This window comes from Myxococcus hansupus (genome assembly GCF_000280925.3).
GTDB lineage: Bacteria > Myxococcota > Myxococcia > Myxococcales > Myxococcaceae > Myxococcus > Myxococcus hansupus.
Genome location: NZ_CP012109.1, coordinates 8,921,530 through 8,935,138 on the forward strand (window position 1 = coordinate 8,921,530; position 13,609 = coordinate 8,935,138).

6 protein-coding genes and 1 CRISPR repeat array (1 of these 7 cut by a window edge) are annotated in these 13,609 nt (G+C 68.1%); all 6 genes read left to right on the plus strand.

What is annotated here, in order from left to right; genetic code table 11:
- Positions 1–2,972: a CRISPR direct-repeat array (repeat unit 36 nt; unit sequence GTCGCGCTCGCCGTGATGCCGGAAGGCGTTGAGCAC) (it extends 1,474 nt beyond the left edge of the window).
- 360 nt (positions 2,973–3,332) lie between these two features.
- The 6 genes from A176_RS35205 to A176_RS35230 all read left to right on the plus strand — a co-directional run bounded on the left by A176_RS35205 (position 3,333) and on the right by A176_RS35230 (position 13,603).
- Complete coding sequence (locus tag A176_RS35205; protein ID WP_021781226.1) at positions 3,333–4,202, plus strand: DUF2381 family protein; 870 nt, start codon at positions 3,333–3,335, stop codon at positions 4,200–4,202.
- Entirely contained in the window at positions 4,199–5,995 is a 1,797-nt protein-coding gene (locus A176_RS35210) for a serine/threonine protein kinase (protein WP_002634056.1), read from the plus strand. Before A176_RS35205 ends, A176_RS35210 begins: the two co-directional genes overlap by 4 nt.
- Positions 5,996–6,324: 329 nt before the next feature.
- Positions 6,325–7,956 (plus strand): AAA family ATPase, encoded by a 1,632-nt coding sequence (locus tag A176_RS35215; RefSeq protein ID WP_002634054.1) that lies wholly within the window; start codon positions 6,325–6,327, stop codon positions 7,954–7,956.
- A gap of 143 nt (positions 7,957–8,099) precedes the next feature.
- On the plus strand, positions 8,100–9,476 hold the full coding sequence (locus A176_RS35220) for a vWA domain-containing protein (protein WP_226994085.1): 1,377 nt from the start codon (positions 8,100–8,102) through the stop codon (positions 9,474–9,476).
- Between the two features lie 216 nt (positions 9,477–9,692).
- Entirely contained in the window at positions 9,693–12,674 is a 2,982-nt protein-coding gene (locus A176_RS35225; protein ID WP_002634052.1) for a DEAD/DEAH box helicase, read from the plus strand.
- The gene (locus A176_RS35230) at positions 12,671–13,603 is read left to right on the plus strand and encodes an SWIM zinc finger family protein (RefSeq protein ID WP_002634051.1); all 933 of its coding nucleotides are present in this window, start codon (positions 12,671–12,673) and stop codon (positions 13,601–13,603) included. The genes A176_RS35225 and A176_RS35230 overlap by 4 nt, the downstream gene beginning before the upstream one ends.
- Positions 13,604–13,609 lie beyond the last annotated feature (6 nt).

Sequence of the window (13,609 nt, forward strand, 5' to 3'; positions counted from 1 at the left end):
TTGAGCACTTCGACGCTGAGAACGACGTAGGACTGGGTGAAGAGGTCGCGCTCGCCGTGATGCCGGAAGGCGTTGAGCACTTGAGCGTGCCCGCCGAAGTCGGCGTACCCGTCACGGTCGCGCTCGCCGTGATGCCGGAAGGCGTTGAGCACCTTCTCCATGAGGGCGAACTTCGGCGTGCAGCGAAAAGTCGCGCTCGCCGTGATGCCAGAAGGCGTTGAGCACAGGAAGTCCGGCTCCAGGTAGAAGGGGAACTCCGTGTCCAGTCGCGCTCGCCGTGATGCCGGAAGGCGTTGAGCACAGCTGTCGGTCGGCACACCCTCAGCCACCGGCGCATCCACGTCGCGCTCGCCGTGATGCCGGAAGGCGTTGAGCACGCGTCGGGGATGCCAGCGAATGACGTGGTGGTGCGTCGCGCTCGCCGTGATGCCGGAAGGCGTTGAGCACGTGGTGCCCGACACCACAGGGTTGCCAGACGGCAGGGTAGTCGCGCTCGCCGTGATGCCGGAAGGCGTTGAGCACGCGTTCTTGACTGAACTTTTCTTCACCATCTCCGGTCGGTCGCGCTCGCCGTGATGCCGGAAGGCGTTGAGCACACTGCTATGCGTCCACGTATGGGCCGTGGGCGCGCGGTCGCGCTCGCCGTGATGCCGGAAGGCGTTGAGCACCACCCTGCAGGCTGCAGAACAGCATGGGTGCGAAGTCGCGCTCGCCGTGATGCCGGAAGGCGTTGAGCACATCTCCGGCAACTTCTTCACGGCCTTCTTCGCCTTCGTCGCGCTCGCCGTGATGCCGGAAGGCGTTGAGCACCGGTAGACGATCTGGGCCTGGAACCCCATCACCTGTCGCGCTCGCCATGATGCCGGAAGGCGTTGAGCACAGGATCAGCTCGCCCGTGCGCCCATCGAACGGCGCGAGTCGCGCTCGCCGTGATGCCGGAAGGCGTTGAGCACTTCGTCCAGAGGATGCACCTCAACCCCTGCACGTCGAGTCGCTCTCGCCGTGATGCCGGAAGGCGTTGAGCACCGAAGCGAACGGAGCCTCTCCGCGCATCAGGCAGTGTCGCGCTCGCCGTGATGCCGGAAGGCGTTGAGCACGTGTCATTGCCATACCACCGGACCGAGCACCGGGTGTCGCGCTCGCCGTGATGCCGGAAGGCGTTGAGCACGTCCGGCCGCGCAGCTCGACCTCAATCTCGACTTCCTGGTGTCGCGCTCGCCGTGATGCCGGAAGGCGTTGAGCACATGCACCGACGCGGGATTGAGTGCCATCACACAAGGTCGCGCTCGCCGTGATGCCGGAAGGCGTTGAGCACCTCAACAGAATCAAGCTGCCATCGGAACGCGTTCTGTCGCGCTCGCCGTGATGCCGGAAGGCGTTGAGCACTTCGAGAGGCCCAGCTTCTCCTTCGCGTTCTGCGTGTCGCGCTCGCCGTGATGCCGGAAGGCGTTGAGCACGGTAGGACGCTGGCACTTATACGCGCGTGAGAACCGGGTCGCGCTCGCCGTGATGCCGGAAGGCGTTGAGCACGGTAGGACGCTGGCACTTATACGCGCGTGAGAACCGGGTCGCGCTCGCCGTGATGCCGGAAGGCGTTGAGCACTCACGCACCCGGGCGACCTCGGGGGCAAGGTACATGTCGCGCTCGCCGTGATGCCGGAAGGCGTTGAGCATCCTTCCCCACCTTGTGCCACGCCATCCCACGTCAGTCGCGCTCGCCGTGATGCCGGAAGGCGTTGAGCACTCGCCGAGGAGGTTCAGATGCAGCTTCATGCTCGTGTCGCGCTCGTCGTGATGCCGGAAGGCGTTGAGCACAACACGTCCGCAATCAGCACGTCATCGATGAAGATTGTCGCGCTCGCCGTGATGCCGGAAGGCGTTGAGCACGCTCTGGCAGCCTCACGCGCCTTGACCGCTCGCGAGGCGGGTCGCGCTCGCCGTGATGCCGGAAGGCGTTGAGCACGTGACGACAGGGCCCTTTCCACGCTTGGCGGCTGTTATGTCGCGCTCGCCGTGATGCCGGAAGGCGTTGAGCACAACGTGCCGGTGAAAAACAGCGGGCCAGCACCGTAACGTCGCGCTCGCCGTGATGCCGGAAGGCGTTGAGCACGGGGTCATTGTCCGCCTGGGTGAGGTGATTCGCCCGTCGCGCTCGCCGTGATGCCGGAAGGCGTTGAGCACAGCATCTGCGCCAACGACGCCAACAGACCGAGCGAGGAGTCGCGCTCGCCGTGATGCCGGAAGGCGTTGAGCACCCTTGCCCGCGCTCAGCGCGAGCATACCGCCAGCGGTCGCGCTCGCCGTGATGCCGGAAGGCGTTGAGCACTACTCCTCGCGTATGAAGGGACCCTTCAACTTGGGTCGCGCTCGCCGTGATGCCGGAAGGCGTTGAGCACCACCACGCGGCGACGCGGTCACACCGCTCCCCGGTCGCGCTCGCCGTGATGCCGGAAGGCGTTGAGCACACTTCCACCCTCGCTACTGGAAGGAAACGAGTCGGAGAGTCGCGCTCGCCGTGATGCCGGAAGGCGTTGAGCACTTGCTGAACGCCCCACCCGGCCACGCACTGCTTCGGCACGTCGCGCTCGCCGTGATGCCGGAAGGCGTTGAGCACCCGTCGAGGCCGCACCACAGCGCATCCACCCACTCCCGGGTCGCGCTCGCCGTGATGCCGGAATGCGTTGAGCACTATTCACCGGCCAAAGCACATACATCCGTCTTAGTCGCGCTCGCCGTGATGCCGGAAGGCGTTGAGCACAGCCAGCCGACCGCGCCGGAAGTGTCGAACTGGAAGTCGCGCTCGCCGTGATGCCGGAAGGCGTTGAGCACTGTGTCGTCGCTGGTTGTCCGAACCCGGCATCCCGTCGCGCTCGCCGTGATGCCGGAAGGCGTTGAGCACCAGTGCTGGACCACGATCTCCTTGCCGAAGTGCTTGGGTCGCACTCGCCGTGATGCCGGAAGGCGTTGGGCACCAGAAGGCCGCAAGGTCAATAGTCGCCGTTCACCAGGCGCCGCAACACTTCGTCGAGCGGGTCCCCAAGGCCTGCAATGGCTGTGGAAGTCGGTTGATGGGCAGAGGTTCCGCGCCACGCTGCCATCAGGTGGTGGAAGTTCCGCTTGTTTCCCGCCAGCGGCACCGTCCGTGCGGCAGCTCGCTGGGGCCTCTCGCCACCACATCCGCTCATGGCGCATCACGTTGTGCCTGCTGGCACAGCGTCAGCACCTGCACCCAGGGGGCCTGGTGGCGCGGAACGCGGCTCGGGCGACAGGAAAGAGCCGCACTGCGCGGGCATCCACGATGGTAGCCTTCCCATTCGGGAGGTCACGTACCATTGCTCCAACCTTTCAGATTGGCCCTCGTGCTCGCGCTCGTCTCGGGCGCCGCTGCGGCGAATGAGCAGGCACCGGGGGCGCGCGTCAGGCGGGAGCGCGCCGTCACCGTCGCCCGTACGCCCGCGGAGCCGCTGCCCGTCGTCCACGTCTCGGGGGACACGCCGACCGTCTTCCTGTTCAATTCGCCCATCCAGAAGAGGACGCTGTCCTTTGATGCGTCCCGGCTGCGTGTCCTGGATGCGGGCGAGCGCTCCTTCATCGTTCAACCCGTGGCCCACCTGGGCGACGGGGAGCGGCAGGAAATCGGGGTCTTCTTCGCCGATGGCCAGCAGCCGGCTCGGGCCGCCTTCGTGCTCATGATCCATTCGGCCGAAGTGGACTCCCGAATCGACGTGCAACGTCCGGAGCCACCGAACACGGCCTGCCAGCCCACGGCCCACGCGCCGACGCCGAAGCCGGAAGACTTCGTGCTGCTCGGCTACGTGGACGCGCAGGGTGTCACGGCATCAAGCCGCAAAGGCAAGCGTGTGATGATGCAGGGGCTCAACCTGGACGAGTTCGTCGCCTATCGGGGCACGGGTTGGATTCTGGCGGACATGAGAATCGTGAACGGCACCACGCACCCAGCCTGGACACCCCGAGAAGCGACCTTCGTGGGTCGAGACGGTGTGTCCCTGCGGGCGCGGCTCGTCACGGAGAATTCAGGGGCAATCCTTCCGGGGAAGGATGGGCGCATTCTGGCGGTCGTGGACGTGCCCAAGACATCATCAGACCTGGTCTTCACCCTGGAGGTGCGTGGGAATGGGGACCGTCGACTCACGATTCCAGACGTGCGCTTTCCGGAGCCCGTCGCGGAGGAGGCACCATGAACGCGACGATGCTCCACGTTCCGCCCGGTTCGTTGATTGACGGATGGCAGGTCTCCAAGCCACTCGGGGACGGAGGCTTTGCGTTCGTCTTCCTCGGCGAAAAGAATGGCAGGCACCGGGCCATCAAGGTGGCTCAGCACCGGGAGTCCAGCGGCGACCCCAAGCAGACGCATGCGCGGACGCTGCGGGAGTTGACGGCGCTGCTCATGCTGGACCATCCCCACATCGTCCGGCCGCAAGGATATGGGCTCGCGGAGAGTGGGAACCTCTACCTCGCGCTCGACTACGTGGACGGATGGACGCTCGCGGAGTGGGCGGAGCGCAAGCACCCCACCGTCCGCGAAATCGTCGCCGTCTTCGAGAAGCTCGCCGGTGCACTGTCGTACATGCACGGCCGGGGCATCCTGCACCGGGACTTGAAGCTGTCCAACGTCCTCATCCGCAAGAGCGACGGCGAGCCCGTCATCATCGACTTCAGTTGCGCGACCTATGCGCTCGCCGAACACCTGACGGACGGGGGCCTGCCTCCGGGCACGGACCGCTATCGCGCGCCCGAGCAGTTCAAGTTCCTGCGCGAGCACAAGGACGAGCACCGGGCCCGCTACGCGTTCCAGGTCACCGACGAAATCTTCGCCGTCGGCGTCATGCTCCATGAGCTGCTGACCGACCCACGCCCGACGGAGCTTCGTCCGCGCTTCGACTTGAACAGCCACACCCTCCGACCGCCGCCCCCTCGACTGGTGAATGCGCGGGTGCCAGCGGTGCTGAGCGACCTCGTCGAGCACATCCTGGCCAGAGACCCGAGGACGCGTCCGGTCGACACCGAGGCGCTGTGCCGCGAGCTGGCGGACCTCCGCGCCGAGCGCTCCGCTGAGTATGACGTGCCGGCCCATCCACCCGCGGAGCAGCGGCGCGGAGGGCCACCACCCGCGGCGCTGGCGATACCCTCCAAGCCGCAACCCATGGAGCGGGAGGTGGCTCGGATGGAGCGACCGCTTCGCGCGGGCAGGTGGCTCGCGGGCCTCGCCTGCATCGTCGCGCTCGTCATGGCCGCGGCCCTCTGGCGCGCGCCAGGGCACGTTCCCTCCGAGTCGCGTCAGGCCACGGCCCCACCCCTGCCTGCCGCCACACCCCATTCCCCACCGTCCCGGATAGCACCTCCTGCTATGACACCTGACAGCGCTTCGACCGTGACAGTCCCGGGGCCCGCCATCGCCGCTGCACCGAAGGAAGGATTCACCTTGAAGACCCCCGTCCCAGAAGTCTCGCCCTCAGCACGTGCGCTCCGCCCGCCGAAGAAGTCCGTTGCCGCCGTCCAGTGCGCGTCGCTGTCGCTGGTCGCTGCGCTGGCGGCGGGGTGTCCGGGGGCCCAGATACGGCCCGAGGCCTTCACGTGCCCGGCTGGGGCGGAGGAGGCCATGCGGGAGCAGCTTCATTGGGAATATAGGGCTGGTTTCTCCCTCCACCTCGATCACAGCCAAGAGCAGTTTGATGGTGTGTGGTTCACCCCTGGTGCTGAGGTGGTGTCGGTTGCCCCTGAAGTCAACGATCACCGGCAGCGTGAGGTCGTCCCCGCCGGAACGCGCTTCTACGGCAAGGCGTACTACCTCTCCGACAAGATGGGGCGCGCGGATGGGCCGGCGCTCGTCATCCGGTACGACCGCGTGAAGCTCCCGGGGCAGGCGGAGTACCCTATCTGCTTCGTCCACGAGGGGACCGTCGAGGAGTTCAAGGACGGCAGGGTGAAGGCGTCCAATCGCGGGCGCGGATACGTTGTTCACCGCTGGCCCTGAGCGGGCCGTGGAGACGCGGTGGGCGGGTGACGCGCAGCTCCTCCTGCGCTACTTCGACGCGCACCTGCATTCAGCGAAATGGGGAAGCCGCCGGTTGATGTTGCGCCTTCCTCGGGAGGGGCTCGGCGTGAAGGCGCTCAAGAGGCGCCCATGATCCCCGAGAGCCTGGATGCACTGCATTCGCTGGTGGGCTGGCTTCGAAGCGACGAAGACCTGCTCACGGCGGCGGCGAGGGTTCTTCGACCGGTGAAAACTACGGGGGGGACCGATGCCGTGGAACCCTTCGGGACGTCTCTCTGAACAGTGCTGCTGCGCTGAACGGAGAAGCCATGTCCGAAGCCCTGAAAGAGTCACCGCCCGACCTCGCCGCTCGCCTCAAGACCCTCCGAGATGGTCTGCTGACCGGGCTCGTCGAACGAGACGTGCCAGTTCGCCTCGCGCTGCTCGCCACCCTGGCGGGTGAGCACCTCTTGCTGGTCGGCCCGCCAGGGACGGCGAAGAGCCTGGTCGCGAGGCGCCTGCATCAGGCCTTCGCGTCGACCACCTACTTCGAGCGACTGTTGACGCGGTTCACGGTGCCGGAGGAACTTTTTGGTCCCCTGTCCATCAAGGGACTGGAAGAGGACCGGTACGAACGCCTCACGGAGGCCTACCTCCCCAAGGCGTCCATTGCCTTCCTCGATGAAATCTTCAAGGCGAACAGCGCGATCCTCAACGCGCTCCTCACGTTGCTCAACGAGCGCGAGTTCGACAACGGGACCCGCCGCGAGTCCACTCCGCTGATCGCCGTGGTGGGCGCGAGCAACGAGCTTCCGGAATGCGAGGAGCTCGACGCGCTCTTCGACCGGTTCCTGCTGCGGTGTCACGTCGGGCCGGTATCGAAGTCAGGGTTCCCCGCCTTGCTGGGGCTCCGGGGCGACGTGGCCGCGGAGGTCGCCACGCACCTCCGGTTGAGCGCCGAGGACCTGAGCGCGGTTCAACAAGCGGCGTCGGCGGTGGCCGTCCCGGATGACGTGGTGGCGTTGCTCTCGGAGCTGCGCGACTGGTGTACGGCCGAGAAGCTCCAGGTGTCGGACCGCCGCTGGCGGAAGGTCGTGAAGCTCCTCCAGACGGCGGCGCTCACGAACGGCAGGAACCGGGTGTCCATCTGGGATTGCTGGTTGCTTCAGCACTGCCTTTGGAACGAGCCCGAGCAGCGCGCCAAGGTCTACGACTGGTACGCGGCGAGGGCCGGAGCGAGCGCGGCGATGGACCCGTCCAGACTCACCCGCATCGTGGTGTCTTGGGAGGCCCGGCTCAAGCAGGACCAGGACAGCCGCTCCCAAGTGCGCGACGCAGCGGGGACCCTCTTGTTCAAGGATTCGACGGGAAAGCCCACGACGAACAACGCCCACACGGAGCAGGCCCGGCGTGGGAAGGACCTGTTGTTCCTTGCTCCCGATGGTGCTCGAACCGTGGACCCCAACTACTACAGGGACAGAGGAGAGATTCGAGACCGTGCCAACGCAGGGCAAGGCTTTACACTTGCCGAGCTGAACCCTCTGTATGTCCAAGACCGGCATTATGGCTGGCGAGAGTTCAAACACTGGTCGAACCGTGACGCCTACGTCGCGGACAAATCGAATTGGCACATGGACGCGTTGCCCCTTCCTCCCCTCGTGGAGCCAACGCGCCAGAAGCCGGCCCATGTCGAGGCCTGTCTCAAGGAACTCGGAACAGTCCGGCAGCAGGTCGAAACCTACAAGGAGCAGTTGCTCGCCCACATCGCCAGCCTGGACGCGGACATCCGTACGCACCTCTGGGTGACCGACGACTTCGCCGAGCCCGCGGCGCGAAGCCTGGGCGCCACGCGGCGTGTGGTCGAAACCCTGCTGGGGCGCATCGAGAAACTGCGTCAAGGCTTCGAGATGCTTCCACGCGAGCAAGACGTCGGTGGCGCCTCCGTGGAGAAAGGTCCATGAAAGAGGCCTTTGATGCGGGCGCCCTCGAACGGGGTTACGCGTTCCTGGACGACTGCCCCGAGCAGTTCCTCCAGGCCCTCATCACGCTGCCCGTCGGCTCCCTCCCGGAGCGAGTCCACGGCCTCCGTGCCTGGCGAGATTCCTTGCTCGACGGCCGCTTCCCACCCCCCGGGACGTGGCCGCCGCCGGAAATCGCCGCCCCCGCGCGGCTTGCCGCCGAGTCGCTGGGCTTCTTGCGCTTTTGCAAGGGCCAGCCCGAGTTGGTGGATGCCTTTCTGCGGGACGTGCTCGTCTCGTTCACGCGTCAGGCGTCCGAGGTCCGAGCCGAGATCGCGACGCGTCTGCGCACGTTGGAGCAACTCGAACGCAAGCGCTTGGAGAAACAGGAATCCCAAGCCGTGACACGAGGGCCGCGGAAGAGAAAGGCCACGCACATCGACGAGGTCATGCTCGCGCGTCTGCGCCAACAGGCCGAGCGAGAGGCCTCCCAGCGGACTGTGACGGAGGACGCTGAACTCATCGCGAGATGGGGAGAGCGGACGCGTGAATGGGCGGCGATCTCGGACGTTTTCGGTGACCTGGGCGAGTTGATGGGGCGAGGCTGGGACCTGAGCCTCGGCGTTTTGAAACACACCGGTTGGACAGACCTCGTGCGTCTGCGTGAACTCGTCAGGCAATTGCTGCAGTTCGCAGATATCGTGCGGACTCTCGGGCGATGGCACGCGAGCGAGGCCGAAGCGACCCTCGCGGAGACGGTTTTCCTCCCCATGCGACGGCTCGAGGAGGAGCGCCGCGAGGTTTGGACGCCACACGTTCCGGCAGAGATGCGGGGCGTCGAACGGAGTGGTGAACTCGCGAGGATGTTGCCTGTGGAGGCGGTCAACCTCGGACACCCCAAGCTCCGCTTTTTGTGGCATGCGCGCCGAGCGGAGCGCGCGCTGCTCTCGTATCGCGTTGAAGGCCTCGAAGTGGAGCGCACGCTCGTCGAGCGCGAAAGCGAAGAGGCCGTCGAGCAACGAAGACCCCGCCCGCAGCGAGGTCCCATCATCGCCGTGATGGATACGTCCGGCTCGATGCACGGCCTGCCGGAGCGAGTAGGGAAGGCCCTGGTGTTGGAGGCACTTCGGACCGCGCACGCGGAGAAGCGCCGATGCTTCCTCTACACCTACAGCGGACCGGGGCAGGTGCTGGAGCACGAGCTCTCGCTGACGGAGGAGGGCGTTGGACGGCTGCTGTCGTTCCTCGGCCAATCCTTCGGAGGCGGCAACGACGAGGCCAGCGTCATGGCGAGGGTGGTTCAACGCCTTGAGGAGAAGGACTGGAGACGGGCGGACGTGCTGTTTGTCAGCGACGGCGAGTGGCCTGCACCGCCCCACCTCAGCCAGATGGTCGAGAAGGCGCGCGAGGCGGGAACCCGGTTTCACGGCGTCCAGATTGGCAACAGGGGCCGCACCGGTCTTCACGCCATCTGTGAGCCGGTCCACGTCTTCCAGGACTGGGCGGCCGCTGGGGGCTGGTAGTTCGCGCGATGCGCTGCGAGGCGGTTGACGCAAGGCCGTGCCTGGCTTGCTGGGGAGGGGGCTGCTCTCAGCTCGTAATGATGCCGGCTCAGCGCGGTCCGCCACATCGTCGCATCCCACTGAAGGTGTCGGCCTCCGGGCAGTCCCTCGCGGCGACTGGCGCCCGCCGTCAAGCTTGGCCTGTCGCTCGCGGTGGTTGGGGTTACTTTCCCCCCGATGCCCCTCGTGTTCCTGCCAGACACCGAGACGCCGTTCCTCTGGGGCACGGAGCTGCTGCCTCGCTCGCTCTCCGGCCTGTCGCGCGCGGGCGCCCGTGCCGCCGCCTCGCTTGTGACACCCGAGGGACTCCGCGAGTGCGACGGACGTGGGCTGCCCTTGGCCGCCACTGTCGAACGGCTCGCGGTGGCTCGGTCCTCCGACGCGGCTGCGTTTCCCGGCTCCATCGCCCTGTGGACGCTGGCCAGCAAGCTCGCGTTGGAGTTGGTTGCGCGTGAGCGCGTGGTTCCCGCGCTCCTGCGGCGGGGTGGGCGCACCGAGGCACGCTGGGGGGCGGCCCTCTCCGCCCCCGAGGACGCCAGCCGCGTCGCCGCCCTCGCCAAGAGCCTGCCGCCCAGCGCGCACGCAGTCCCGGTCGGCCCGGAGCGAGGCGGCACCGTCTGGGCGCCGGATGCCTTGCTGCGCGCCTTCCTCGATGCCACCGTCGACGCCTTCCTGCGCGCGGCGCGAGGTTCCTCTTCGTTTCCGTCGCGTGCCCGTCCCCGGCCCCCGTCCTCATGGGAAGCTCGCTGGAACGAGGCGCTCACCAGCGAGCGGCGCGACTTTGTCCCCGAGGGCTTCGCCGAGCGCTCCGTCGTGGACGAGCTCACCCGCTGGAGCGAGCCCGCGCTCGGCGCCAGGGACCGGCTGCGCGCCTGCTTCCGGCTGGAGCCCCCGAAGGCGGACCATAAGCCCTTCGCCTTGAGCTTCCACCTCCAGGCCCCGGATGACCCGAGCCTGCTCGTCCCGGCCACGGACGTCTGGAAAACGCGCGGACGCAGCCTGGAGAAGCTCGGCCGGGCCTTCCGTGACCCGCAGGAGTCGCTGCTCGAGGCGCTCGGCCGCGCGTCACGGCTCTTTCCTCCGCTGGCGCTCGTGCTCGAGAGCCCTCGTCCCCAGGCGCTCCTGCTCGAACCCGCCGCCGCGTGGACGTTTCTCGCGGAGGGCGCCCACGTGCTCTCCGACGCGGGCTTCGGCGTCATCGTCCCCGGCGAGCTCACCACCTCGGGCAGGCGCCGCCTGCGCCTGCGCATGCGCGTGGGAGCGAGCTCGAAGGCCGTGGGCGTCGTCGACGGCGCCTCGGGGCTGGGGCTGGACGCGCTGCTGCGCGTGGACTGGGACGCCGTGCTGGGTGACCAACCCCTCTCCGCGCAGGAACTGGCGCTGCTCGCCCAGCGCAAGGCCCCCCTCGTGCGCTTCCATGGCGAGTGGGTCGCGGTGGATCCCCAGGAGCTCGACGCCATTCAGCGCCATCTGGCCCAGGGCCCCGGGCGGATGGCGCTGAGCGAGGCGGTGCGGGTGTCCCTGCTCGGGGAGACGCGCCACGGCGAACTCCCCGTCACCGTCCTCGCCACGGGGGAACTCGAAGCGCGCTTGCGCCACCTGCGCGCGGGCGGCGCCACGGCCCAGGGCGCGCCCCACGCGCTGCGTGCCTCGCTCAGGCCCTACCAGGCGCGGGGCCTGCATTGGTTGGACACGCTGGCTTCGTTGGGGCTCGGTGCCTGCCTCGCGGATGACATGGGGTTGGGGAAGACGGTGCAGATGCTGGCCTTCCTGTTGCAGCGGCGCGAGCGCGCCCCTCGCGAGGCAAGCCCCACGTTGCTGGTGGCCCCCACCTCCGTGGTGGGCAACTGGGAGCGAGAGATCGCCCGCTTCGCTCCCACCCTGCGCGTGACGCCGCACTACGGCGCCGAGCGCGCCCGCACGGTGCGCGGCTTCCCTCGCGGGCCAGGCGCGCTGGTGCTCACCACCTACGGCCTGCTGCGCCGTGACGCCGCGCTGCTTTCGCGCGTGAACTGGGACGCGGTGGTGCTCGACGAGGCGCAGAACATCAAGAACGCCGCGTCGGCCACCGCCCGCGCGGCCCGGTCGCTGCGCGCCAGCCAGCGCTTCGCGCTCACCGGCACGCCGGTGGAGAACCGCCTGGCGGAGCTGTGGTCCATCCTCGAGTTCGCCAACCCCGGGCTGCTCGGGCCGCTGGAGACGTTCCGGCGCGAGGTGGCGCTGCCCATCGAGCGCCATGGCAGTCAGGAGGCCGCGGACCGGTTGCGGCGCATCGTCGGCCCCTTCGTCCTGCGCCGCCTCAAGAGCGACCCGACCATCATCGCGGACCTGCCCGCCAAGAACGAGATGAAGGTCGTCTGCACGCTCACGCGCGAACAGGCCACGCTCTACAAGGCCGTGGTGGACGAGGAGCTGCGCCGCATCGAGGCGTCCGACGGCATGGCGCGACGTGGCCGCGTGCTCGCGCTGCTGCTGTACACCAAGCAGATCGCCAACCACCCGGCGCAGTATCTCGGAGAGGCGGGGCCTCTGCCGGGGCGCTCGGGGAAGCTGGCGCGCGTGATGGAGATGCTCGAGGAGGCACTCTCCGTTGGAGACAAGGCGCTCGTCTTCACGCAGTTCCGGGAGATGGGCGACAAGCTGGTGGCGCACCTGTTGGAGCACCTGGGGCACGAGGTGCTGTTCCTCCACGGTGGGACGTCCCGAAAGGCGAGGGATGAGATGGTGCGGCGCTTCCAGGAGGAGACCCACGGCCCGCGGGTCTTCGTCCTGTCCGTGAAGGCGGGAGGCACGGGCCTCAACCTGACGGCGGCGAGCCATGTGTTTCATTACGACCGCTGGTGGAACCCGGCCGTCGAGGACCAGGCCACCGACCGCGCGTACCGCATTGGCCAGAAGCGCGCGGTGCAGGTCCACAAGCTGGTGTGCGCGGGCACGGTCGAGGAGAAGATCGACCGGTTGCTCGAACAGAAGCGCCAGCTCGCGGAGAAGGTCGTGGGCGCGGGCGAGCACTGGGTGACGGAGCTGGGCACGTCGGCGCTGCGTGAGCTGTTCTCCCTGTCCGAGGGCGCTGTCGTGGACGAGGGGGAGGATGAACGGCCACGAGGGAGTCCCACGAGACGAAGCGGACGTGCGCGCTCGAAGGCGGTGGCGTCATGAGCCCTCGGGACTTCTGGGACTGGCCATCCACGCCGAAGCGGCCGCCGCCCGCGCATGGCATCAAGGTGAAGAAGGCCGGCGCCACGTGGTGGGGCGAGCGGTGGTTGGAGGCGCTCGAGAGCGTCCTGGAAGGAGATTCGGGACGGCTGTCCCGGGGACGAACGTATGCGCGGGCGGGGCGCACGCATGACCTGGTCATCCAGCGCGGCAAGGTCTCCGCGCGGGTGACGGGCTCGCGCCCGACGCCCTACGCCGTCTCGCTGTCACTCAACCATTTCGACGCGGGCGTCTGGAAGAAGGCCGTCGCGGGGATGGCTGGCAGGGCCCAGTACGCCGCGGAGCTGCTCGCGGGGACGATGCCCCAGGACATCGACGCGGTCTTCCGCGCCGCGGGCGTCAGCCTCTTCCCTCGAAGCCGCGAGGAGCTGGTGACGAACTGCACATGTCCCGACTGGGGAGACCCCTGCAAGCACGTCGCAGCCACGCACTACGTGTTGGGCGAGGCGCTGGACCGCGACCCGTTCCTCCTGTTCGAGCTGCGTGGTTGGACGAAGGCGCGGGTGCTGGACGCGCTGCGGACCGCGCGCGGAGGCGAGCCGCCCGGTGTTGTGAAGCGGAAGCGGAGGGCGCAGGACGCGGAGGGAGTGGCCCCCGAGGTACCAGGTGTGAAGCCGGGCAAAATGACGCAGGGCCGGTACGACGAGCCGCGCGTGCCACTGCCTGCGATGAGCTTCTCGTTCGACGCACCGGTGGTCCCCGGTGCCGTTCTGCGGCAGTTGGGCGCGCCCGCGTCGTGGGGCGCGGAGGACGCGCCTGGGGAGCTGCTCGCGCCCCGGGTTCGAGCGGCGGCGGAGGTGGCGCGGCGCATCGCACTTCGGGAGACCGACTCGGGAGAAGATGCTCCACCCGCGAGGAAGCCAAGGCGGTAGGGCATC